This is a genomic window from Deltaproteobacteria bacterium, assembly GCA_003696105.1.
GTDB lineage: Bacteria > Myxococcota_A > Polyangia > Haliangiales > J016 > J016.
The window spans coordinates 15,928-38,453 of record RFGE01000360.1 but is presented as its reverse complement, the minus strand read 5'-3'; the positions used below and the strand labels follow the sequence as shown (position 1 = coordinate 38,453).

Here is a 22,526-nt window from a genome sequence, read left to right as displayed (position 1 = left end):
GCGCGCGGGTAGCGGGCGGGGGCACCGGGGGCGCGCGGAATGGGCGGCGGCCGGCGCGCGGCGGCGCGCGTCCCGCCCGCGGCGCCGTCCGGCCGGCGGGTGGGCTCGGTCGGCTGGTCGGCCAGGGGCGTCGCCGGCGCGCCGGCCGCCTCCGCACCGGGCGGCCGGGGACGCCCACTGCCCGGACGCCACGTCCGGGTGGCTTCGGTCCCCATGCGGCTGCCCGGCCGCGCGGGCGCCGGCGGTGCGTTCGGCGCGCGGGCGGCCGCCCCGGTGCGGGGCGCGCCGGCCGCGGCTGGCATCGGCTCGCGCTCCGGTGCCGGCGTTCGCACGACGTTGCCGGTGAGCGCGCGCGGGCGCGGCACCCGGATGCCGAGAGCGGTGGCCAGCGCGCCGAGTGCGTCGTCGGGGCGCGGGTGGCCTTCGGCGCGCAGCGGGTATTCGTTCAGATAGTGGCGGTAAAACCGCCGGCGATCGTCGTCGGACAGGCGCGTCGGGTCGAGCGCGGCCAGCCCGGCGCCCGTGGCGAAATCCAAGATCCATCCGAGGCGGTCGGCGTCGAGTACGCGCTCGTCGAAGCGCAACGCGAGTAGTGCGACGTCGGTATCCTCGCGGTAGTAGGCATCGCAGCCGAGCAAGCCGTGATCGATCCGGCCATCCAGCGGCCGCAAGGCCGCTACGTATTCCCCCAGGCAGGCCTGGAACGACTCGAGGACGAAGAACAACTCGTAGGTGGGCGTGAGGGCGTGGTGCATCCCGGCGCAGTACAGGGAGGCAGGCCCTGTGCCCACGTCGTGGCGCGTAAGCGAGATCGCGTTTCTGGGGGCGATGAAGATAAGTGGCTGAATTTACTGCTCCCCGGACGCGACGAACGGGGCATGTCGACCGCGCATGTGCGAGGTGTTTTTACCGCACATGCACCTTTTTGCGGACCTGCGGCGCCGCGCATTTCGTGGGCGAATTTCTTGGGAAATCCGGATCTTCCGGCCGAAAATAGCCCACCGGGTTCGCGCCGCGTGCCGGCCGTCCGCGTTGTGCGGTCAGCGAAACGTGGTATCTCGGGCAAGACACAATGACCACTCGAACCATTCCGCTCCTCCCCCTGCGCGACATCATCGTGTTCCCCCACATGGTCGTGCCGCTGTTCGTCGGCCGCGAAAAGAGCATCGCGGCGCTCGAAGAGGCGATGGCCTCGGACAAGGAGCTGCTGCTGGCCGCGCAAAAACGGGCCAAGACCAACGACCCGAAGCAGGACGACATCTTCCGCGTCGGGACGATCGGCCAGATCATCCAGATGCTCCGCCTGCCCGACGGCACCGTGAAAGTTCTGGTCGAGGGGCGCCGCCGCGCGCGGATTCGCAAGTACCTGCAGACTGCCCCGTACTTTTTGTGCGAGGTCGACGAGATCGACGAGGTCACCGAGCAGACCGCGGAAGTCGAGGCGCTGATGCGGCAGGTGCAGCAGTGCTTCGAAAACTACGTCAAGCTCAACAAGCGCATCCCGCCGGAGATGCTCGTGTCGGTGCAGACGATCGACGAGCCGGCGCGGCTCGCCGACACGATCGTCGCCCACCTGTCGCTCAAGCTCAACGACAAGCAGACCATCCTCGAGGAGGCGTCGGCCGCCAAGCGGCTCGAGAAGCTCTACGAGCTGATGCAGGCCGAGATCGAGATTCTCCAAGTGGAGAAGAAGATCCGGACGCGCGTCAAGAAGCAGATGGAGAAGTCGCAGAAGGAGTACTACCTGAATGAGCAGATGCAGGCCATTCAGAAGGAACTCGGCGACCGCGACGAATTCAAGAACGAACTGCACGAACTCGAGCAGCGCATCAAGAAGAAGCGGATGAGCGCCGAGGCGCGCGATCGCGTCGAGAAGGAGTTCAAGAAGCTCAAGATGATGTCGCCGATGTCCGCGGAGGCGACCGTCGTCCGCAACTACATCGACTGGATCCTGTCGCTGCCGTGGGAGGAGAAGACCGAAGAGAAGATGGACGTCGCCGAGGCCGAGCGGATCCTCGAGGAGGACCACTACGGGCTCGAGAAGGTCAAGGAGCGCATTCTGGAGTACCTCGCCGTGCAGGCGCTCGTCGGCAAGCTTCGCGGACCGATCTTGTGCCTCGTCGGTCCGCCCGGCGTCGGCAAGACGTCGCTCGCTCGGTCGATCGCCCGGGCGACCGGCCGCAAGTTCGTGCGCCAGTCGCTCGGCGGCGTGCGGGACGAGGCGGAGATCCGCGGGCATCGTCGTACCTACATCGGTGCGCTGCCCGGCAAGATCATCCAGAGTCTGAAAAAAGCCGGCGCCAACAATCCGGTGTTCCTGCTCGACGAGATCGACAAGATGTCGCAGGACTTTCGCGGCGATCCGGCGTCGGCTCTGCTCGAGGTGCTCGACCCCGAGCAGAACGATTCGTTCAACGATCACTACATCGATCTCGATTACGACCTGTCGGACGTCATGTTCATCACGACGGCCAACACGCAGCATCAGATTCCGCTGCCGCTACAAGATCGGCTCGAGATCATCAACCTGCCCGGCTACACGGAGTGGGAGAAGCTCGCGATCGCCCAGCAGTACCTGATCCCGAAACAGATGGAGCAAAACGGGATCAAGGATCTCGACGTCGAGTGGACGGAGGAGGGACTTCGCGAGATCATCCACAAGTACACGAAGGAGGCGGGCGTCCGAAATCTCGAGCGCGAGATCTCGAAGATCTGCCGCAAGATCGCCAAGGACTACTTGCGCACGAAAGACGCCGGCGACAAGGACAAGACGGCGCGTCCGGCGCGCTACGTCGTCGATCCTGAGCGCGTGCGCGAGTACCTCGGCGTCGAGAAGTACCGCAAGCAGCGCCGGGAGATGGCCAACGAGATCGGGCTCGCGAACGGCCTGGCCGTCACGATGCACGGCGGCGACCTGCTCGCGACCGAGGTGAGCGTCGTTCCCGGTAAGGGCAAACTCATCCTCACCGGCAGCCTCGGGGACGTCATGCAGGAGTCCGCGCAGGCGGCGATGAGCTACGTGCGGTCTCGCGCCGAGTCGCTCGACCTCGACCCGAACTTCCAGTCCAAGATCGACGTGCACGTCCACTTCCCCGAGGGAGCGATCCCGAAGGACGGCCCCAGCGCCGGCATCACGATGGCGACCGCGCTGGTGTCGGCGCTGTTGCGCGTCCCCGTGCGCCAGGACATCGCGATGACCGGCGAGATCACGCTGCGCGGCCGCGTGCTGCCGATCGGCGGCCTCAAGGAGAAGATCCTCGCGGCCCACCGCGCCGAGATCTACGAGGTCATCATTCCCGAGGAGAATGAAAAGGACCTCAAGGAGATCCCGGAGCGGGTGATGAACGTCATGACCATTCACCGGGTCTCCCACATGGACGAGGTGCTCAAACTCGCGATCGCCCACAAGGATCCCGACTCGTTCATGGTGGCGCCGAGCAACACCGTCGACTGGCGCAAAGTGGTCGCCAAGACGGACGAAACCGGGGACAGCACGGCCGGCGCGACGATCGAGCGGGTGCCGGCGGGCCACTGAGCGGCCGGAGTCCGCAACCGCTGGCCGCGGTCGCCGCGGCGCCGCCGAACGGCACTTGGGTATTGACAATCGGGCAGGACTCCGGCTATTTACCCGATGCCCTCGGGGCGGCCGAACCGGGCGGGTAGCTCAGTTGGAAGAGCATCGCCCTTACAAGGCGAGGGTCACAGGTTCGAGCCCTGTTCCGCCCACTGAAAACCGAAGACTTGGAGCGGTAGTTAAGTTGGTTATAACGCCGGCCTGTCACGCCGGAGGCCGCGGGTTCGAGTCCCGTCCGCTCCGCCCACCTCTTCGACCGAATCACGGAGAACCTCACGCCGCGCGCGCCGCCGGAGGAATTCGCCGGGCGCCTTCTCGTTGCGGCTCGCCGTTTCGCGACCCCGGCGGTCGCCGGCGACGGCGTGCCGCGGTCTGGACGCGCCGCCGGCGCGTGCAGGGGGCGGCGAGCGCCGCGCACACGGCACGCGCGTCGCGGGGGCGCGCGCGGCGCCCACGCGCGCGGCGCGGATGACCGCTGCGGAGCGGGCGATCGGGGGACGGCGGGCCTGGCGTCGCGCAAGCCGATGCGCATCGTCGCCCAGCCGCGCAGGCGGCGTGGACCTTCGACGATGTCGCCAGGGAACCGGCCGGCGGTGACGCCGAGCGCGATCTGCGCGCGTTCGTTCGCCGGTGCGGGCGCTCGGTCCGCAGCCAGGCGGCCGTCGCGCGTAGCCAGTGGCTGCGGGCGCAGCCGGCGGGCGTTCGCCGGCGTGCGTCCTCGCGCACGTCGGCACCGGATGGTGCACCGCGCCGTCGTTCGCTGCGGGCGCGCGCCGACCCGCGCCTCGCATGTCGCCGCCGCGCCGGCGCGCGCCGGTTTGCAACAGCCACGTGGACCGAGCGCGGCGACCGGTTCGCGGAGCAGTCGCGCTATCTTGAGAGCGATGCCCTACCGTACGGCGGACTACACGGCGCGCTGCCATGTCTGCGGTGAGCCGGCCGGACAGCGCTGTTGCCGCTGCGGCGCGCCGGTGTGCACGGCCCACTCGCTCGCGCTCGCGGTCCGGTTCTACGTGCCGACCGTTGCGTGTGCCGACACGCGCACCTGCCACGCGCGCGCGCCGGAGCGCCGCCCGTACGAACCGGCCGACGACGTGTTCGCGCCGTGGGGCGTCGTCCCGGTGCGCCGTGGTCGCTGACGCGACCGGCGCGGGGCGTCGTCGCGGTGCGCCGTGGCCGCTGATGCGACCGCCGCGTGATGCGGCGGCGCGTCGCGGATCGGGTCAAAATGCCGCCCACTCTGGGGATTGCATTGGTTGGCAACGAATCGAATGTTGACGGCGCTGGGATGCCATGTTCTTGTAACGAGCTTTACGGGGGACGGGCGGACAGGCGGCCGCGGCCGCGTTCCCTGCGATGACGAGCGCGCCGCACGACACAGGAGGTCACATGTCGCGGATGGTCGGGGTTGCAGCGGGCGTCGCGGTCGCGTTGGCGGGCCCCACTGCAGCCGCCGGGGACCCCTCGTTCGAGTTTCAGAAAGCGCCGGTCGACGCGAAAGCACCCGAATGGAAGGCGTCGGTCACGGCGGGGCTGGCATGGACGACGGGTAACTCCGACACGACCGCGCTGTCGGGCACCGGGAAGGTGTCGCGCAAGCATCGCCGAAGTCGCTTCCAACTGGAGGCGGGCGGCGCGTTCGCGCGGTCGCAGATCGCGTTCGCCGTCGACGCCAATGCCAACGGGGTCGTCGACGGCGCTGCAGAGATCGCGGAGCGCGAGGTGACGACGACCAAGGCGTGGGCGACGAAGGCGCGCTATGACGTGTTCATCACGTCGCAAAATGCGGCATTCGTGTCGCTCAACGCCGCGGCGGACGAGCCGGCCGGCAAGCAGTTTGTCGGCGGCGGACAGGTCGGCTACAGCCGCACGCTGGTCGCGTCGGACCGAACGACCGTCACCGCCGAGTTCGGGTACGACTTGTCCTACGAAGATCCGGTTGTCGGTGACGGCGTGGCGATCCACTCGGTCCGCGCGTTCGGCGGCTGGGAGGCAAAGTTCAACCCGCACAGCACGGCGGATGCATCGATTGAACTGCTGTCGAACGTCAACCGGCTCGACGTTGCGACGGGGCGGGTGGATCGCTTCGAGGACACGCGCGTCAATGCGGCGGCGAAGCTCACAACCCGCGTGTGGGAAGAGCTCAGCGTCGGCGTGGCGCTGCTACTGCGCTACGATCACGCTCCGTCTGCGCGTCCTCCGCTCGACCTGCCCTACGCGGACGGATTCGTACCGCCAGCGGATTCCGTGGACACGCGCACGGAGATCACTGCCATCTACACCTTCATGTAGAGCCGAGTCGGGCGGGGCGTTCTGCCCGGCCGCACGTCGGTCGGGGCGCGCCGAGTTGCAAGGAGCACCATGAACTTCGATATGGAAACCGTTCGCTCGATCGCGAGCGACTATCTCCTGCCGTTTGCTGTCAACTTGGCGGTCGCCGCGGGGATCTTCGTCGTCGGCCGCTGGGTGGCGCGCGCCGTCGTTCGCGCAGTCGACCGGGTGCTGGAACCGCGGGTGGAACCCGCGCTGCGGAAGTTCCTGTGCGATCTGTGCTACGCGCTGTTCGTCACGATGGTGGTCATCGCCGCGCTGGAACGCGTCGGCGTCGAGACGACCGCTGCGATCGCCGTGCTCGGTGCGGCCGGGCTCGCGGTGGGATTCGCGCTACAGGGATCGCTGGGGCATTTCGCAGCCGGCGTCATGATCATGTTGTTCAAACCGTATCGGGTCGGTGACGTCGTATCGGTGGCCGGTCATACGGGCAAAGTCGATGCGATCCAGATATTCAACACGGTGCTGGTGACGGGAGACAACCGGCAGATCCTCGTTCCCAACGGGGAGATCGTCGGCGGTACGATCGAGAACCTCACCGTCCGCGGCACGCGGCGCATCGACTTGGTCTTCGGCGTGGGGTACGACGACGATCTACAGAAAGTACGCGAGATCCTCTTGCGGGTGGTGACGTCAGATCCGCGCGTGCTCGCGGATCCCGCGCCGCAGATCGCGGTCGCCGAGTTGGCGGACAGCGCGGTGAATTGGGTCTGCCGCCCGTGGGTGAACGCGGACGACTACTGGAGCGTGCGGTTCGACCTCGTCGAGCGGGTCAAGGCGGAGTTTGATGCCGCCGGAATCTCGTTCCCCTATCCGCAGCGGGACGTCCACATCCATCCCGCCGCCGGCGCGCAGGCTGCGGCCTGCTAGCGTTGTGCCGGCCGGCTGGCGCCGCTCCGTGCGCGGCCGGCGTCGGTCCGGGCGCTCCGTGCTCGACCGGCGTCGATCGGGGCGCGGCGTCGCGGCCGGCGTCGGTCAGGGCGCGGGCGGCGGTCGCCAGCAGGGCCCCATCGGCCGGCGGGCGGACGTCAGTCGGCGCGCGGGCGGTGGTCGCGTACGCGGACCTTCGTCTTCGTACCCTTGCCGGACCGGTGATCGCGCACGGGCGCCCGCGTGGCCGGCGCCTTGGATCGCGGCGGAGTCGCCGTGGGCGACCGGTGATCGCGGACGGGCGACGGCCGGGTCGCCGGGCCGCGAAACCCTCCGCGATGGTCGCGGACGCGCACGCCGCTCGGCCGGGTCGCGGGGCCGCGAAACCCTCCGCGATGGTCGCGGACGCGCACGGCGCGCGGCCGATAGGCGCCTCGGCGCCAGTGGCCGTCGACCCACACGTAGCGGCCGCCGCGGCGGTCCCAGTAGCCGGCGACGTAGTAGTAGCCCGGCCGCGCGCGTACCCAGTAGCCGGGCTGCCATTGCCAGCCGCCGTAGCCCCATACCCAGCGCCCGTCGACCCACACGTAGCCAGGGCGGTACTCGACTTCGGCGTATTGCGGCGGCGGCGGGGGTTCGGCCGGGTAGGCCGCGCGGGCGTGCACTACGCAGCCGGCCGAACCGGCGACGAGAGCGGTCGCAAGGGCCAACATCCACAGCCGGTGGCGAGCGGGGCGCAGGTTCATGGGCCCGATGATCGCTCCGACCGAGGCCCGACACAAGTGCGGAGCGCACGCCCGCTGCGGCGCGGCGTTCGCACTTCCCGGCGGGTGATGCGCCGATGTATCAGCACGCAGGGCGTTTTGCCCCGATTGCGCGCGCCGCACGGACCGCGGGCCGGTGACGTTTGTTTTGCGGCTGCGCGTGATTTCGAATGGATGCTCTGGTTCGCGCCTGCGTGGCACGCAATGTGATGTGGCATGCGTCACCGGCGCGGCCTCGTCGCCGGTGGGTCCAACCCGAGGAGGTACTTCGCATGCTGCGTGCTCGCGCAATCGTTTTGTCCGCTGTGTGTTGTCTGCCTGCGTGTGCCGAGGAACTGCAGCCGGCCGCCGTGGGCCAGGCGCAGGAAGCGGTCGTCGGATCGCCGGCGGCGCCGGGGCAGCTGCCGCGCGGCATCTACGTGCTCACCGACGACGAGGTGACCGAGCCGACGGCGGCGCCGCGCCACCGCATCCTCTACCTGAACTTCGACGGCGGAACCTACACGCCCGGTTCGAACGACAGCGCGACGAACCGCTCGAGCATCGTCCGCGGCACCAGCACGATCCGCCCGTGGGGTAGCGCGTCGGCGCGCCAGCAGGTCGCCGACTGCGTGCGCGAGCAGTTCGCGCCGTTCAACATCACGGTTACGACGGAGGACCCGGGCGACGTCGACCACATCGAGGCGGTCACCGCCGGGCGGCCGCAAGACATCGGCATGCAGTCCGGAGTAGGCGGCGTGTCGCCGTTTAGTTGCGGGATCATCGAGCGCTCGATCGTGTTCTCGTTCGCGGAGGTGTACGGCAACGCATACCGGTCCCTGTGCGAGACGGTGGCACAGGAGTCGGCCCACTCGTTCGGGCTCGACCACGAGTACCTGTGCGAGGACCCGATGACCTACCTGTCTGGCTGTGGCCCGAAGTCGTTCCAGGACATCGACGCACGTTGTGGCGAGTTCAGCGCGCGGTCGTGCCAGTGCGGCGGATCGACGCAGAACTCGTACCAGATGCTCATGGCGGCGCTCGGGCCTTCCGGTCCCGGCGTCCCGCCCGACGTGCGCATCGACGAGCCGGCGGACAACTCGACGGTCGATCCCGGGTTCTTCGTCCGCGTCACCGCGACGGACGACACCGGAGTGGAGCGCGTCGAACTGCACATCGACGGCGCGCTGGTCGACACGCTCACGGTGCCGCCCTACGTGTTCAACACGCCGCCAGACATCGCTCCGGGCCAGCACACGGTGGAGGTGAAGGCGTACGACGCCGCGGACGTGTCCACGGCGACCGTCCGCGTGACGGTGTCCGAGCCGGACACGGGCGACCAGTGCGCCGACGACAACGACTGCCCGGCCGGCTACCGCTGCGACGCCGGCGCGTGCACGCCCGACAATGGCGGCGGCGGCGGCGACAACGGCGGCGGCGGCGACAACGGCGGCGGCGGCGACAACGGCGGCGGCGGCGACAACGGCGGCGGCGGTTGTGGTGACATCGGTTGCCGCTGCGACGACGCGGCCGACTGCGACTCGGGCCTGTGCCTGTCCAACGGCAGCGATTCGTACTGCACTGACCTGTGCGATCCGGGCGACGCTGCCAGCTGTCCGGTCGGCACCGCGTGCGTGCCCACCGCTGGCAATGAGTCGGTATGTTGGCCTGGCGCGGACGGCTCCGGCGATGGCACGGTGGGTGGCGGGTGCTCGGTCGGCGGCGGCGGGACCGCGGGCGCGACCTGGTGGCTCGCGATCGCGTGCCTGGTCCTCGGCGCGCGACGGCGGCGCCACGGCCGGGCGTAGGCCGGGCCGGCGACGGCCGCGAGCGCTCGCACACCTGCAGTGGCGTGCGGGCGTTCGCGCGGCTACGCTCCCGGCGTGTGCGGCCGGTTCACATCCACCGCTCCCGCCGACGTCCTGGCCGAGGCGTTCGGGCTGGACGCGGTCGCTTCCGACTACCGCCCGAGCTACAACCTGGCGCCCACGCGGCCCGTACCGGTCGTCACCGGCGGTGGCGCCCGCCGCACGCTCGAGTTGTTCCAGTGGGGCTTGATCCCGTCGTGGGCCGACCGCCCGCGTCCGGGACGGCTCATCAACGCTCGCGCCGAGACCGTCGCGACGCGCCGCGCGTTTCGCGACGCGTTTCGCAAGCGGCGCTGTCTCGTGCTGGCCGACGGGTTCTACGAGTGGCGTCGCGATGGCCGCCGCAAGATCCCAATGTATATCCGCGACCGTTCGGGCCGGCCGTTCGCGATGGCCGGCCTATGGGACTGCTGGATGGCGCCGGATGGCGAGTTGGTGCGCACGTGCGCGATCGTGACGACGCGGCCGAACCGCGACGTGGCACCGATCCACGATCGCATGCCGGCCATCCTCCCCGCGGATGCGCACGACGTGTGGCTCGACCACGATCGGTTCGATGCCGAAGCGCTGTCGGCGCTGCTGTCGCCTTGCCCGGATGGCGCGCTCGAGGCCTATCCCGTGTCTCCGCTGGTCAACTCGCCGGCGAACGACTCGCCGCGGTGCATCGAGCGACAGGAGCCGCGCGGCACCCTGCCGCTGTTTCCCGACGGGGTATGACCGCGTGGTGTCGCTCTGCGGTGTCGCGCGCGCGGGAACTCCGTTACGCTGGGGATCGGGATGGGCGGCTCGGTACACCCGGCGCTCGCGGCGTGCGCGGCGGCAGCGACGATCGCCGCCGCCGGCTGCGCGGCAGATGCAGGCGGCGCGTCTCCCGCGGCGCGGCGGGCGGCGATCGTCAACGGCGAAGCCGATCCGTACGACTTTGGCGTCGTTGCGCTGTCTTTCGGCGGCAGCTCGTTTTGCACCGGCACCGTCGTGTCGCCGCACATCGTCGTCACGGCGGCGCACTGCGTCGACCCCGCCGAGATTCCAGACATGTGGATCAAGGTGGGCGAGCACGCCGCGTCCGGCGTGCCGATCCCGGTCGTCGATGGAGTCGTACACGCCGAGTACGACGGCGGGTCGAACGACATCGCGCTGCTCGTCCTCGCTGCTCCCGCGCCCGTGCGGCCGTGGCCGGTCAACCGCACCGCGTTCGACGCATCGTGGCTCGGTCGCGAGGTGCGCCTCGTCGGCTACGGCGTGACCGATCCGAACGGCGGCGGCGGTGGCCGCAAACGCGAGGGCATCGCCGCAATCTCGAACTTCGACGCGCTCGACTTCGCGTACGCGAGCGCCCCCGCGCAGACCTGCTTCGGTGACTCCGGCGGTCCGGCATTCGTCCTGGTCGACGGGGTCGAGGTGCTCGCCGGCGTCACGTCGCGCGGCGACGCGGACTGCGCCGAGATCGGTATCGACACGCGGGTGGACGTGTACGCGGACTGGATCGACACCTACGTCGCGCTGTACGAGGACGCCGATCCGGCGTGCGACGCCGACGGCCTGTGCGCGGCGAACTGCGGAGCCCCGGACCCGGATTGTCCGTGTGAAGCGGACGGCGTGTGCTCGGACGCGTGCGACGCGCTGGCAACCGACCGCGACTGCCCGCCGCACTGCGACTACGACGGCGTGTGCGAGGCGGCCGAAGACGACTGTCCGGCGCCGGACCGCGATTGCCATCCCACGCAAGCGGTCGGCGAGCCGTGCGAATTCGACACGTCGTGCATAGACGGCGCGTGCATCGGCGGCGTCGACGATCCGCGCGCGACGTATTGCTCGACGGACTGCTCGACCGACGGCGATTGCCCGGCCGACATGTTTTGCGGCGACGGAGTGTGTCGCTACGAGGCACCGTCGCCGGGAGCCCAGGGCTGGCCGTGCACGGCCGACAGCGAGTGCGTCGAGGAGCTGTGCGTCGTCGTCGACGACGACACGAACGCGCGCATCTGCGCGAACAAGTGCGCGGCCGATTCGGACTGCGGCGACGGCGACACGTGCCAGCGCGCGCGCGGCGGAGCGGTTCGCGTGTGCCTGCCGCAGCCCGGCGGTTGCGGTTGCCGCGCCGGCGACACGCCGCCTTTCGCCGGCGCACTCGCTTTCGCGTGCGCGGTCGCCCTCGGGTTGTCCCGGCGGTCGCGCGCGTGTCCGCGGGCGCGACCGCGCACAAAAAAGTGACCCGCGCCGCCCGGGCGTGCGATCCGGACGGCGCGGGCCTGCGATCCCCGTATGCCCCTTCGGTTCTCGCGCTACGATGTTGCGTGCGAGGGCGCTCGGGCGCCCCGGTCGCCGATCGAACGCAGGCACCGGTCGGCTCCACCGGTGACCTGCCACAGAGCGCGGACGGCGCCGGCGTCGTCGAACAGCGGATCGTCGCTGTTGACGACGATGACCGTATCGCCGTCGCGGACCTCCGCGTCGCGGAACGACACCGGAGGCAAGAACGTCGCCGACTCGACGTGATAGATGCGCCGGCGGCTGGCCACGACCTGCAGACCCGACGCGCGCAGAAACCCAGGGGCCGCCAGCACGCGGGTCGGCGTCTCCGGATCGATCCAGCTCGGTTCGTGCGCGGCCTCGTACAGGCCGGTGGCTCGGACGAAATCGACGAAGATCTGCACGTCGAAGGGGGATTGCAGGCAGTGGGCCAGCCGGCAACTGCGCAATTCGCCGTGACGCCGCCGCGGCGATGTGCGGTCTGCAAGCCGCAATCGCGCACCCGGTCGGGGGCGCGCGGCCACGCCCGGGCGCGGGGCGCGGCTGTCGCGCAATCCCACACGGCGTCGCGGCGACTGTCGCGTTATCCACCGGCGGTCGCCGGCGTCCGCGGGGTTGGCGATGGCACCGTATTTGCTCTCGACCCCGCGTGGCCGTGCCGCTCTGGAGCCCAAGGAGGAACCCGTGAACCGCACGTCACGCCCGTCGATCGTATGGATGGCGCTCGCATTGCCGTTCGTCATGGGGGCCCGCGGCGATGGTTGCGCCGCGAACTCGCAGTCGCCGGCGCCGAACGTCGAGGGGACGTGGGCGATCACGTACGACGATACGCTCGACGTGACGATCACGATCGGCGGCGCGGTGTACGAACGGACGCTGGGGGCAGCCGGCGGGGTCGTCGAGATCACGCATGACGGCCATCCGCTGACGTTCGATCTGGACTGCGCGCGTCCCGACATCCTGTGTCCGAGCGAGGCGTGGCCGCAGACGGTGACCGTCCGCCAACAAAACACCCGGTACGAGCATCGGATGATCGTGACGCTGCCGACGCAGTCGTGTGCGGGAGACCTCGTCGATCCCGACCCGGCGTCGTGCGGGCCGGGCACGCCGAACGAGGAGTGTCAACCGGTGTGTGACGGTGACGTGATCGTGTCGGAGGTCGATCGGTTCGGCGTGATCGGGGAGGCGGGCGACTCGTTCCGGCTGTATCTGGGGGCGGGCGTCGCCACCAACGGCGTCAACTGCGCGCTGCTGGCGGCATCCGTTGCCGACGCCGATCTGGTGACCGTCGGCTCCGCTGACGGCGGCGACTGGAATGCCGTCGCGATGGAGGCCGGCCTGGTGACGACCGGCTACGCCGGCGGGTGTCTATGGGCCGGCGATCCGGACATGGATGGGGACCTCGAAGCGCTCGTCCTCGGTGCCACGGTCGTGATCCGCACCGGCTTCACGGGGGCTCGCGTTCCGTAACGCGGTTCGACGCAGCTTCGCCGCGTGGCCGTCCGGCCGGGAGTGTGCTCCGCCGCCCTCCCGGCCACTTTTTCGCGCGCCAACTGGGTGCGGCGACGGCGCCGTTACGGCTGCGCGGGGGCGGCGTCGCGGACATACGTGTGCATGAGATGCCAGCGCACCTTGGCGAGGTCCTCGGCCGGTGCTTCGAGTCCGTTGCCGACCATGCGTTCGATCAGGTCGTCCACATCTTCGACCGACTCGGGCTCCTCCTCGGCGATGTCGGTCCACTCGTGGCACTGGGAGCAGACGCGCTCGAAGGTCGCCTTGGCGTCGGCCGGGTCGACCGCGGCCGTCGCCGCGGCTGACTGTGCAGGTGTGGCGGTGACGCGCTTGGCGGCGTGTTCGGCCGCGCGGCGGGCGAGCGCGTCCTCGCGCTTTCGTTTCGCGGACCGCTGCAGGTCCGGGGTGATCGCCACGAGGAATGCGGTGACCTCGCGCTGGTCGCGCGCGTCGATCGGTTCGCCGAGCGTCGGCTTGTCGGCCATGCGGACGACCGTGCGGTACCAGTCGGCGGGCGTCCTCGGTTTGGAGATGATCGTCTTGAGGTCGTGGCACTGGACGCACTTTCGCAACAACACCGACCGGCCGCGACGCAGCGCGGTCTCGGTCGCCAGCGCGCCGGGATTGGCGTCCGGCCCCATGTCGACGTTGCCGAGCAGGCGGGCGACGCGCGCGCGGGATTCCGCGGAGAACGCGCCGCCGCCCGGCGCGCGCGCCTCGAGGCGCTTGACCTTGTAGACGAACGGCAGCGACAGGCCCGTGAGCAGGAAGGTACACAGAAGCAAGGCCGTGCCGAGAAACGGCATCCACTCCTCGAAGTGGCGCCAGAACCGCAAGATCGAGATCTTGATGAGGAGCAGCACACCGATCGTGATGCCGAGCATCATGTGCGCGACGGTGCGGGCGGGAAATTCGACCTGGTACTGCCACATCCGCGGCACCATCTGCACCATGAGCACCACGTACACGAGCGCGTACGCGAAGCCGACGCCGCGGTGAATGTTCATCTTCCACTGGGGACAGGCGCTCTTGCGCGCCTCCTTGTCGTACGGATAGCCCCAGAACTGGTACATCAGCGCGGTCGCGAGGACCGCGAGCGCGAGGAACGTGACGCCGAGGGCTGCGTTGATCGACGTGGTCAAGAAACCTCCGCCTACTCCCACGTGCGCAGGTCGCGCGGCGGCAATCCGACCTCGCGATCGTAGTCATCGTGGCATCGCCAACAGTAGGCGACCTTCGGCGACGGGCTGCGCCAGTAGATCGGGCCGCCGAGTTGCTTGACGAACTTGGGCGGCGGCGATTCCCAGTGGATCGCGTAGTACCAGTCGCCGTGTTCGGGCGAAAACCCGGGGGCGCGTTTCTCCATCACGAAGATCGGCCCGCGGATCGCGCTGGGGCGGTCGCCGTCGCGCTCCCAGCTTTCCTTGACGATCACGCTGCCGGGCGGGAACTCGGCGTCGCTCGTGTAGGCGGCAAGTCCGACGTCGTTGACGTAGATCTCCACGAACCGATTGCCGTGGGTGGGCGACACGAACGGGCGCGCGGACACCTTGGTCCACGATTCGTATCCGGCGCCGACCTCCAGCGGTCCGAAAGCGGTCAGCGGGTCGGGTGTTCGCTCGATGGGCGCAGCGGACGGCGCCGCGGCGGGCGGCCTGGCGCACGCGGCGGCGGCCGCGGCGAGGCAGGCGGACAGCGGGACGAGGATGGGGTGCGTGGTCATGGCAGCTCTCCGTGCAGCAGACCGCCGAATCCTACGCCAAGGGGCGCGCGGGCAGGAGGCCGTGCGGCCAGATGCCCCGCGAGTGGAGGCGCGGCGAGCGGGCGCGCCGCGCGCGCGCCGACGGCCATCGCCCTCGGCGGCCGCCGCCGGCGCTCGGTCGCGCGGACCTTCCAAAACGGCATCATCGGCGGATGTCGTTGCGCGGGCGACGAACGTGCCGGACCGCCGACCGCGCGCGCCGCGCGCCGGCCTCCTAGAGGCCGTTACAATGGCCGGGTGACGTCGACGCGACATGCGTTCACGGTGCGCCCCGAGGACGCGGGGCTGCGGCTCGACAAGCTGCTGGCGGCGCGCGTGCCGGCGCTGTCGCGGCGCCAGGCGCGCGTGCTGCTCGACCTCGGCGGCGTGTTCGTCGACGGCGCGCGGGTCAAGGTGGCGAGTCGCACGCTTCGCCCCGGCCAGCGCGTCGAAGCGCATATCGGCGGCGCACTCGCGCGCGCGACCAAGCGGGTCGGCCGCGCCGCGCGCGCCGCCGACGACGGCCAGTTGCCGCCACACCGCGTGGTCTACGAGGACGACGACGTGGTCGTGGTCGACAAGCCGGCCGGGCTGCTGGCGGCGCCGACGCCCGAGGGAGACCGCGGCAACCTCGCCCGGCTGCTCGGCGACGTGTACGTCGTCCATCGCATCGACCTGCACACGAGCGGGCTGCTCGTGTATGCGAAGACGCGCCGGGCGAACCGGGTGTTGAGCGACGCATTTCGCGTGCACGACGTGGACCGCCGTTACGCTGCGGTCGTCGCCGGCGCGTTCCCGGAGTCTGTGCGCGTGCTCGACGGCGCGGTCGCAGGCCGCCCGGCGGTCACGCACGTCGACCGGCGCGCGCTGCTCGGCGCCGGCGAGGCGACGGCGCTCGTCCTTCGGCTCGACACCGGCCGCACCCACCAGATCCGCGTCCACTGCGCCGCCGCCGGATACCCGGTCGCCGCCGATCCGCGGTACGGCGGCGACCGGCTCGGCGCGCCGCGGTTGGCGCTGCACGCCACGCGGCTGGGATTCGCGCACCCGCGCACGGGCCGGCAGCTTCAATTCGACAGCCCGCTGCCCGACGATCTGGCGCAGTGGCTGGCGCGGCGCTGGGGTGCGCGCGACGTATTCGGGCTATAACGCGGCCATGATCGAACGGTACGTGTTCATCAAGCTGTCCGACGCGCATGCCACCGATGCCGGACGCGCGGAGGTGATCGCGAAAACGCGCGATGCGCTCGCGGCGATCCCCGGCGTCCAGGGCGTCACGGTGGGCGCTCCCGCGGACGAGGCATCGCGCGCGTCGTGGGACGTGTCGATCGCCGTGCGGTTCGCGCGCCTCGAGGACGTCGCCACCTACCGCGACCATCCGGCACACCGCGCGTACGTCGACGAGTTTCTGGCGCCGCGCGCCGAGGTGATCAAGGCCTGGAACTTCGAGGTGTGACCGCGCGATTTGTCGCGCCGGCTGCGCTCGTCGTACCATCGCAGCCGCGATGGACACGTGGGTGCTCGACGTGCTCGCCTGCCCGCACGACGGCGGGCGGCTGGCGATCGCGCGCGGCGGCCACACGCGCGGCGGCGGGCTCGAGGTCGGCGAGCTGGCGTGCGCGCGGTGCCACGTGCGCTATCCGGTCGTCGGCGGGGTGCCGCTCGCTGTTCCCGATCCGCATGCGTGGGTGGCCGCCTACCGCGAGGCGGTGCTCGCGGCCCTGTCGGAGGTCGGACGCGCGACGCGCCGCGCGGTCGAGCTGATCGGAGAGTACGCAGCCGGCGCGCACGCGGTCGAGGCGCGGCGGTTTGCGGACGACTGGGTCCCGACCGAGCTGGTGCCGCAGCCGGCGGACGCCATCACGATCGTCGACCACGGGTCACCGGCGCGCGCATTCGCGCACTTTTGCGAGCTGGCGCGCGGCGCCGGACCGCAAGAAGTGCTCATGCAACTGTTGGCCGACCACGCGTGGGGGACGACGGTCGAGTTTGGCTCGGGGGCGGGCACGCTGGCGCGCGCGATCCGCCGGCGAGCGCGGCGCTACCTGGCGTGCGACCTGTCGCTGCGTGCGGTGTTCCGGACTCTGGACGCCGCGCGCCGCACGCGCGGGTCGCTGCTCGCCGGCGCGGTGGTCGACGCCGACTGCGTCCAGCTGCGCGCGGCGACCTGTCAGACGATCGTTGCCGCACAGCTCGTGGACCTGCTCGATCGCCCCGGCGATCTGCTCCACGCGGCGGCGTCCGCGCTCGCGGACGGCGGCGCGCTGGCGGTGATCACGCCGGCGCCGGACCTCGGGTTGGGCGCCGGAGACGACGCGCTGGCGCGGGCGATCGAGGAGACCGGCCTGCGCATCGTCGCCGAGCGCGACGGCGTGCCGTGGATTCGCGAGCACGGGCCGCGTCACTTCGAGGTCTATTTCGCGGCGGCGATGGTCGCGAGCAAGTAGGTCGGGCGCGGCGCGTCGTCGCCCCGGTCGGCCCAGCGCGACACGCCGGTCGCCAGCAGCGCGGCGTCGATGCCGGCCGCGCGCGCACCCGCGATGTCCGTCTCGAGCTGATCGCCGATCATCACGATCGCATCGGTGCCGGCGCGCCGGCGTGCGAGGTCGAACAGCGGCGTGTTGGGTTTGCCGAGCCGCTCGAACCGCGGCGCGCGCCGCGGAAACCGCCGCGCGAGCGCGGCTTCGATCAGCATCGCGGCACCTCCGGCGGTGAACCCCCAGCGGTCCGGGCCCTTCGGGTAGACGAGATCCGGGTTGGGCAACAGCAGCCGCACCGGATCGCCGCGGTCGATGTGGCGGTACAGCGCGGTGAGCGCCACGTCGAGCGTGTCGAGAAACGGGTAGCCGGCGTCGTCGCCGACGATGACCGCGTCGTAGCGACCGTCCTCGGCCGGCGGGACCGGCACGCCGCCGGCGGCTCGCACGTACTCGACCGTGTCGGGCGTGCCGAGCACCATGCAGGCGGCGCCCGCCAAGCCGGCGTCGGCGAGCAACATGCCCGACGTGATCATGTGATCCGCGGTCACCGGCAGGCCGAACGCGCGATACCGCGCCGCGGCGGTCGCCGGCAGCTTCGACGCGTCGTTGGTCACGACGAAAAACCGCTTGCCGGCGGCATCGATGGCGTCGAGCGCCTCGCGCGCGCCCGGCAGCGCGCCGGAGTGCGACACCAGCACGCCGTACGCGTCGAACAGCAGCACGTCGTAGCGCGCGATGAGCGAGTCGATCGTGGTGGGCGTCGGTTCGCCGGCGCGCGCCGGTGCGCCGGGAGCGGTCGGCTCGGCCATCGCGCGTCAGTACTCCGTCGACGCCTCGGCGTCGGCCGGGGACAGTTCGGCGGCGACGGGATCGGTGACACGGCGCGGCAGCGCGAACCGGCCGACCGCGAGACCGGCGACGGCCGCGAGCGCGGTCGCGACGAGGATCGACAGCTTGGCCACCGGCAGGTGCGGCGCGCCGGCGAACGCCAGCTCCGCGATGAAGATGGCCATCGTAAAGCCGATGCCGGCGGTGAAGCCGAGCACGCACACGCCGCTCCACGACACGCCGCGCGGCAGCTTGCCGAGGCCCAGTTTGATCAGCAGCCACGTCATCGCGAGCACGCCGAGCGGCTTGCCGATCGCGAGGCCCAAGACGATGCCGGTCGCCACCGCCGCGGTGTGATCGATCCCGAAGTCGATGCCGCCGATGCGGACGCCGGCGTTGGCGAGCGCGAACAGCGGCATGATCAGATACGCGACCCACGGGTGATAGCCGGACGCGAGCCGACTGACCGGAGACACCGCCTCGCGGCCCGCCGCGATGAGGCGCTTGAGCGGCGCGATCGGGTCGGCACCGCTGCGCTCGGTGGCGTGAAAATCCTCGATCGCACGCTTGGCGATGTCGGTGAACTGGTCCTTGGTCAGCCAGGGGCGTACGGGCGTCGCGAGCCCGACGAGCACGCCCGCGATGGTCGGATGGACGCCCGTCATGTGGAGGCCGGCCCACATCACGGTCATCGGGATCAAGTACGCGCCACCCGGCCTGACGCCGAGCCGTTGGATCGCGATCAGGAACGCGAAGCCGCCGCCGACGACCGCGAGGCCCGTCACGTCCAGCCCGCTCGAGTAGAACACGGCGATGACGACGATCGCGCCGAGGTCGTCGATGATGGCGACCGCCAACAGCAGGATGCGCAGCGCCGAGGGCACGCGCGGGCCGAGCAACGCGAGCACCCCGATCGCAAACGCGATGTCCGTCGCCATCGGCACGCCCCATCCGTCGCGCGTCGGTGCGCCGCCGTTGAACAGCAGGTAGATGCCCGCGGGCGCGAGCATGCCGCCGATCGCGGCGGCCGCCGGCAGCGCGGCCCGGCGCAGATCCGACAGTTCTCCCTCGACCAGCTCGCGCTTGATCTCGAGACCCGCGACCATGAAGAAGAAGGTCATCAGGCCGTCGTTGATCCAGAAGTGCAGCGACTGGGTCATCCGCCAGTCGCCGAAGCCGATCGCGATCGGCGTGTGCCACAGGTGGTCGTAGCTGTCTCCCCACGGCGAGTTCGCCCACACGAGCGCCACGGCCGCGGCCGCGAGCAACAGCACGCCGCCGCCGGCTTCCGTGTGCAGGAAGTCTTCCACCGGCGCTGCGACGCGCCGCGCAATTCGGCGCATCGGCACCCACGCGCCGGGCGGTGGAGAAACGGAGTCGAACCGCTGAAGGTCGGCCATGGAGCGGCGTTATACCGCGTTTTCTCGCCTGCGATTCCAGGGAGTTGCACGCCGCGCGGCGACGGCTCAAGCTCGGCCGCGACCGGCCGACTGTGCTGGCGTGAGGGAACGGATTTTGGCCGTCGAGGACGACCCGGCAATCCAGCGGATCCTCGAGCGCGTGTTGACACACCGGGGCAGCGAAGTGGTCGTCGCGGCCACGGGCGAGGACGCCCTTCGCGCGATCGACGCCGATCTGTTCGACCTCGCGCTGGTCGACTACGGGATTCCGGCGCCCAACGGTCTCGAAGTGCTGCAGTACCTCAGCACCGTCCAACCGGAGTGCGTGCGCGTGCTGATGTCAGGCCAACTCGACTTGCCGGTGACGATGGCGGCGGTCAACCGCGGCGACGTGTCGCGCGTGTTGCAAAAGCCGTTTCGCATGGCCGAGCTGTCGGCGCTGGTCGACAGCGCGATCGCGAGCCGCGAGCGAGCGGCGCGGCGCATCGGCGCCCGGCGCGACCGCAACGATCGCCGGCGTTACGAGGCGCTCGTCGACTGCCTTCGCGGGGATTACCTGAGCCTCGCCGTGCAGCCGATCTGCACCGCGACGTCCGACCGCCGCATCGTCGCGTTCGAGGCGCTGTTGCGCAGTCGCCACGAGGAGCTCGACAACCCGGGCGCGCTGCTGTCGGCCGCCGAGCAGTTCGACCGCATCGAGGATCTAGGCGCGATCGTCGCGCGGCTGGCGGCCGAGTGGGTGTGCCGGTTCCCGCTCGACGTGCGGTTGTTCATGAACCTGCACCCGGCCGAGCTGGGCAATCCCGACGCGATGGTGCGGCGCCTGCAGCCGCTGGTCCCGTACGCACCGCGGGTCGTGCTCGAGATTACCGAGCGCAGTTCGATCGCCGGCGTGTCCTCCCTGCCCGACGCGATCGCTCGGCTGTCGGAGCTCGGATTTGCGATCGCGGTGGACGACCTCGGCGCCGGCTACAGCTCGCTCAGCGTGCTCGCCGACCTCGATCCCCAGTTCATCAAGGTCGACATGAGCATCGTGCGCCACATCGATCGCGATCCGCGCAAGCGTCGGCTGATGGAGCTGCTGTGCCGGTTTGCCGACGCGACCGAGTCGCTCGTCATCGCCGAAGGGGTGGAGACGGAAGCGGAAGCTGCGACGGCGATCGACTGCGGCGTCCACCTGCTTCAGGGCTACCTGCTCGGCCGGCCCGGGTTCGAACTGCCGGAACGCGCCGCGGTCGCCGAAGCCGTCGCCTGACGCCGGGCGCGCCGGGCGCCGCCGCGCGGCGATGACGCGGTGCGCTGCCGCGCCCGCGCGGGCGCGCCGAGCGGTATGGAGGGGGGCTTGCGCGCGGCCGCGCCATGCCGGATGGTGACAGGAGTGCGTTCGGTTGTGTGCACGGTCGCCCTCGCGGCGCTGGCCGCCTGCGACGGAGGCGAGCCCCACGCGATCCTGGCGGGGTCGGCGCCGCCCGACGGAGACGTGGTCGAGCCGGACCGCTACAACGCGTTTCGCTTCGCGGAGGCGATCGCCGCCGGGGCGGCGCCGGATTCGGCCGAGGCCGACGCCGCGGCCCGCACGCTCGAGTTCGTGTTCGCCGAGCCGATCGACCTCACGTCGTTTGACGTGGACGCCATCGAGGTCTTCGACTCGACGTGCGGGGAGGCCCGTCCGCTGTCGTTTTACGTCGAGCCCCACTCGCTGCGGTTCTGGCGCGCGTATCGCCAGCCGGCGTTCGGCGAGGGTGGGTGCGATCCCGGTTCGAGCGCCCGCACCTGCGATGCGGTGAGCGTGCGGATGCGGCCGGCCGCGGTGCGCCCCGGTACCGACCTGACGTTCCGGTTCCGCGGCGACCGCATCCGCCGCTACACGCCGGCGGGTAGCGCCGTGCCGTTCGGCGGCGTGGAGACGGTCGCGGTGTCCGTGCGCACGGAGCGGCCGGCGGAGGCACCGGTGCTGATCGGCTACACGCTGCGCCTGGCCGGCGAGGGCGGCACGTTGCCCGGGCTGGTGGAGCGCGGTGCCGGCGGCGCGCTGTTCTTTCCGCCCAGCGGCGCGATCGAGGGCGAGTTCGACCGCGCGCCGGCGCGGCTGAGCGCGATCCTCGAGGACGCCAGAGGGCGGGTGATCGGCGCGGACGTGCCGCTGGGCGGGCCGAACGGGCCGCCGCGTCGGGGCGACCGCCGATTTCGCGTCGACCGCGCGTGGACGCTCGGCGAGCGCGTGCGGTTCGAACTGGCGACGGACGATCACCTGGTCGAACTGGGCACCCCGGATCGGTTTCGCCTCGGCGCCCCGACCCAGGGCGCCAGCGGCGCGCGCTACGTGTCGCGGATCGGCTGGTCTGGGCGTGCGCCCGCCGTCGACGTCACGTCGTTTTCGATCGCGCACGTGCGCATCGACGAGACCTCCTGCCCGGTGGCGCCGACGTCGGGGCCGTTTCGTCTGCGCGCGACGCGCACGAACGCCGTCGCGTCGGTCGAGGTCTGGGTCGGCCCTGCCGACGGCAGTGCGCCGCCCGTTCGCGCGGACGCCGACGTGGCCATCGCCGGTGAGCGCGTCGACGTCGCGGTGGACGCGGCGGCGCTCGCCGGCGATTCGCTCCTGCTCGTGCGCGCGGTCGACGAGGCCGGCGAGTCGCTCGGCAGCGACCGGATCACGGTGGCGGGCGCCGTCACGGCGCGCACCGCCGTGCTCGATGCGGCGATTCGCGCGATCAAGGCGCGCGGGCCGCACTACTACGATCTGACGGCCGCCGACCGCGCCTGTTTCGACGCGCTCGTCGCCGCCCGCCAGCGCCGCCGCGGCCGCAGCGCGCATCACTCGCCGGCGTGCGCCGCGCCGGCGCCGTTTCCGTCCGAACCCCTCGACCGGGAGGCCGAGCCGTGCAAGCCCAGCTTGTTGCTGCCGCGACAATCGCGCTGATCG

At 71.0% G+C, this 22,526-nt stretch carries 20 protein-coding genes and 2 tRNA genes; 15 read left to right on the top strand and 7 right to left on the bottom strand.

Going from position 1 to position 22,526, the window contains the following annotated elements:
* Positions 1–755: hypothetical protein (locus D6689_22480; GenBank protein RMH36542.1), on the bottom strand; the 755-nt coding region annotated here is incomplete at its 3' end.
* A 317-nt stretch (positions 756–1,072) separates the two neighbouring features.
* Here D6689_22480 and D6689_22475 point away from each other — a divergent pair.
* From D6689_22475 to D6689_22450, 6 genes are all read left to right on the top strand, one after another.
* On the top strand, positions 1,073–3,535 hold the full coding sequence (locus D6689_22475; GenBank protein RMH36541.1) for an endopeptidase La: 2,463 nt from the start codon (positions 1,073–1,075) through the stop codon (positions 3,533–3,535).
* A 118-nt stretch (positions 3,536–3,653) separates the two neighbouring features.
* Positions 3,654–3,726 (top strand) — tRNA-Val (locus D6689_22470).
* A gap of 17 nt (positions 3,727–3,743) precedes the next feature.
* A tRNA-Asp gene (locus tag D6689_22465) sits at positions 3,744–3,820 on the top strand.
* A 638-nt stretch (positions 3,821–4,458) separates the two neighbouring features.
* Positions 4,459–4,713, top strand: a complete 255-nt coding sequence (locus D6689_22460) for a hypothetical protein (GenBank protein RMH36540.1) — start codon at positions 4,459–4,461, stop codon at positions 4,711–4,713.
* Between the two features lie 217 nt (positions 4,714–4,930).
* The gene (locus tag D6689_22455) at positions 4,931–5,866 is read left to right on the top strand and encodes a DUF481 domain-containing protein (protein RMH36539.1); all 936 of its coding nucleotides are present in this window, start codon (positions 4,931–4,933) and stop codon (positions 5,864–5,866) included.
* 81 nt (positions 5,867–5,947) lie between these two features.
* Entirely contained in the window at positions 5,948–6,775 is an 828-nt protein-coding gene (locus D6689_22450) for a mechanosensitive ion channel family protein (protein RMH36538.1), read from the top strand.
* A 158-nt stretch (positions 6,776–6,933) separates the two neighbouring features.
* On the opposite strand, the gene D6689_22445 is transcribed toward D6689_22450, so the two are convergent.
* The gene (locus tag D6689_22445; protein ID RMH36537.1) at positions 6,934–7,521 is read right to left on the bottom strand and encodes a hypothetical protein; all 588 of its coding nucleotides are present in this window, start codon (positions 7,519–7,521) and stop codon (positions 6,934–6,936) included.
* A 323-nt stretch (positions 7,522–7,844) separates the two neighbouring features.
* Between D6689_22445 and D6689_22440 the strand changes: the two genes are divergently transcribed.
* From D6689_22440 to D6689_22430, 3 genes are all read left to right on the top strand, one after another.
* Positions 7,845–9,326: a hypothetical protein gene (locus D6689_22440; GenBank protein ID RMH36536.1), complete on the top strand. Its 1,482-nt coding sequence runs from the start codon at positions 7,845–7,847 to the stop codon at positions 9,324–9,326.
* Between the two features lie 75 nt (positions 9,327–9,401).
* The gene (locus D6689_22435) at positions 9,402–10,103 is read left to right on the top strand and encodes an SOS response-associated peptidase (protein RMH36535.1); all 702 of its coding nucleotides are present in this window, start codon (positions 9,402–9,404) and stop codon (positions 10,101–10,103) included.
* A 60-nt stretch (positions 10,104–10,163) separates the two neighbouring features.
* A complete protein-coding gene (locus tag D6689_22430; GenBank protein ID RMH36534.1) occupies positions 10,164–11,600 on the top strand; it encodes a hypothetical protein in 1,437 nt (478 codons plus the stop codon).
* Positions 11,601–11,671: 71 nt separating this feature from the next.
* Here D6689_22430 and D6689_22425 read toward each other — a convergent pair whose 3' ends face one another.
* Positions 11,672–12,043: a hypothetical protein gene (locus tag D6689_22425; GenBank protein RMH36533.1), complete on the bottom strand. Its 372-nt coding sequence runs from the start codon at positions 12,041–12,043 to the stop codon at positions 11,672–11,674.
* A gap of 313 nt (positions 12,044–12,356) precedes the next feature.
* On the opposite strand from D6689_22425, the gene D6689_22420 reads away from it, so the two are divergent.
* The gene (locus tag D6689_22420; protein RMH36532.1) at positions 12,357–13,109 is read left to right on the top strand and encodes a hypothetical protein; all 753 of its coding nucleotides are present in this window, start codon (positions 12,357–12,359) and stop codon (positions 13,107–13,109) included.
* 104 nt (positions 13,110–13,213) lie between these two features.
* Here D6689_22420 and D6689_22415 read toward each other — a convergent pair whose 3' ends face one another.
* Both D6689_22415 and D6689_22410 read right to left on the bottom strand, forming a co-directional pair.
* Positions 13,214–14,293: a hypothetical protein gene (locus D6689_22415; GenBank protein RMH36531.1), complete on the bottom strand. Its 1,080-nt coding sequence runs from the start codon at positions 14,291–14,293 to the stop codon at positions 13,214–13,216.
* A gap of 11 nt (positions 14,294–14,304) precedes the next feature.
* A complete protein-coding gene (locus D6689_22410) occupies positions 14,305–15,168 on the bottom strand; it encodes a hypothetical protein (protein ID RMH36543.1) in 864 nt (287 codons plus the stop codon).
* On the opposite strand from D6689_22410, the gene D6689_22405 reads away from it, so the two are divergent.
* The 3 genes from D6689_22405 to D6689_22395 are packed head-to-tail and all read left to right on the top strand — an operon-like array spanning position 15,151 to position 17,339.
* The gene (locus D6689_22405) at positions 15,151–16,041 is read left to right on the top strand and encodes an RluA family pseudouridine synthase (GenBank protein RMH36530.1); all 891 of its coding nucleotides are present in this window, start codon (positions 15,151–15,153) and stop codon (positions 16,039–16,041) included. The two genes, D6689_22410 and D6689_22405, sit on opposite strands and share 18 nt — an antisense overlap.
* Before the next feature lie 7 nt (positions 16,042–16,048).
* Positions 16,049–16,348, top strand: a complete 300-nt coding sequence (locus D6689_22400) for a Dabb family protein (protein RMH36529.1) — start codon at positions 16,049–16,051, stop codon at positions 16,346–16,348.
* 49 nt (positions 16,349–16,397) lie between these two features.
* The gene (locus D6689_22395) at positions 16,398–17,339 is read left to right on the top strand and encodes a methyltransferase domain-containing protein (GenBank protein ID RMH36528.1); all 942 of its coding nucleotides are present in this window, start codon (positions 16,398–16,400) and stop codon (positions 17,337–17,339) included.
* Here D6689_22395 and D6689_22390 read toward each other — a convergent pair.
* On the bottom strand, positions 17,306–18,181 hold the full coding sequence (locus D6689_22390; GenBank protein RMH36527.1) for a haloacid dehalogenase: 876 nt from the start codon (positions 18,179–18,181) through the stop codon (positions 17,306–17,308). The two genes, D6689_22395 and D6689_22390, sit on opposite strands and share 34 nt — an antisense overlap.
* 6 nt (positions 18,182–18,187) lie before the next feature.
* Positions 18,188–19,600 carry a Na+/H+ antiporter NhaA gene (gene nhaA / locus D6689_22385; protein ID RMH36526.1) on the bottom strand — a complete coding sequence of 471 codons (1,413 nt, stop codon included), beginning with the start codon at positions 19,598–19,600 and terminating at the stop codon, positions 18,188–18,190.
* On the opposite strand from nhaA, the gene D6689_22380 reads away from it, so the two are divergent.
* Positions 19,599–20,855 carry an EAL domain-containing protein gene (locus D6689_22380; GenBank protein RMH36525.1) on the top strand — a complete coding sequence of 419 codons (1,257 nt, stop codon included), beginning with the start codon at positions 19,599–19,601 and terminating at the stop codon, positions 20,853–20,855. The two genes, nhaA and D6689_22380, sit on opposite strands and share 2 nt — an antisense overlap.
* A 135-nt stretch (positions 20,856–20,990) precedes the next feature.
* Complete coding sequence (locus D6689_22375) at positions 20,991–22,523, top strand: hypothetical protein (GenBank protein RMH36524.1); 1,533 nt, start codon at positions 20,991–20,993, stop codon at positions 22,521–22,523.
* The last annotated feature ends 3 nt before the right edge of the window (positions 22,524–22,526 follow it).

Coding starts and splice junctions, on each gene's coding strand:
- D6689_22380 (RMH36525.1), top strand. CDS start 19,599: ATGGAGCGGCGTTATACCGCGTTTTCTCGCCTGCGATTCCAGGGAGTT.
- D6689_22420 (RMH36532.1), top strand. CDS start 12,357: ATGGCGCTCGCATTGCCGTTCGTCATGGGGGCCCGCGGCGATGGTTGC.
- D6689_22450 (RMH36538.1), top strand. CDS start 5,948: ATGGAAACCGTTCGCTCGATCGCGAGCGACTATCTCCTGCCGTTTGCT.
- D6689_22460 (RMH36540.1), top strand. CDS start 4,459: ATGCCCTACCGTACGGCGGACTACACGGCGCGCTGCCATGTCTGCGGT.
- D6689_22445 (RMH36537.1), bottom strand. CDS start 7,521: ATGAACCTGCGCCCCGCTCGCCACCGGCTGTGGATGTTGGCCCTTGCG.
- D6689_22475 (RMH36541.1), top strand. CDS start 1,073: ATGACCACTCGAACCATTCCGCTCCTCCCCCTGCGCGACATCATCGTG.
- D6689_22390 (RMH36527.1), bottom strand. CDS start 18,181: ATGGCCGAGCCGACCGCTCCCGGCGCACCGGCGCGCGCCGGCGAACCG.
- D6689_22410 (RMH36543.1), bottom strand. CDS start 15,168: ATGTCGCGTCGACGTCACCCGGCCATTGTAACGGCCTCTAGGAGGCCG.
- D6689_22430 (RMH36534.1), top strand. CDS start 10,164: ATGGGCGGCTCGGTACACCCGGCGCTCGCGGCGTGCGCGGCGGCAGCG.
- nhaA (RMH36526.1), bottom strand. CDS start 19,600: ATGGCCGACCTTCAGCGGTTCGACTCCGTTTCTCCACCGCCCGGCGCG.
- D6689_22395 (RMH36528.1), top strand. CDS start 16,398: ATGGACACGTGGGTGCTCGACGTGCTCGCCTGCCCGCACGACGGCGGG.
- D6689_22455 (RMH36539.1), top strand. CDS start 4,931: ATGACGAGCGCGCCGCACGACACAGGAGGTCACATGTCGCGGATGGTC.
- D6689_22400 (RMH36529.1), top strand. CDS start 16,049: ATGATCGAACGGTACGTGTTCATCAAGCTGTCCGACGCGCATGCCACC.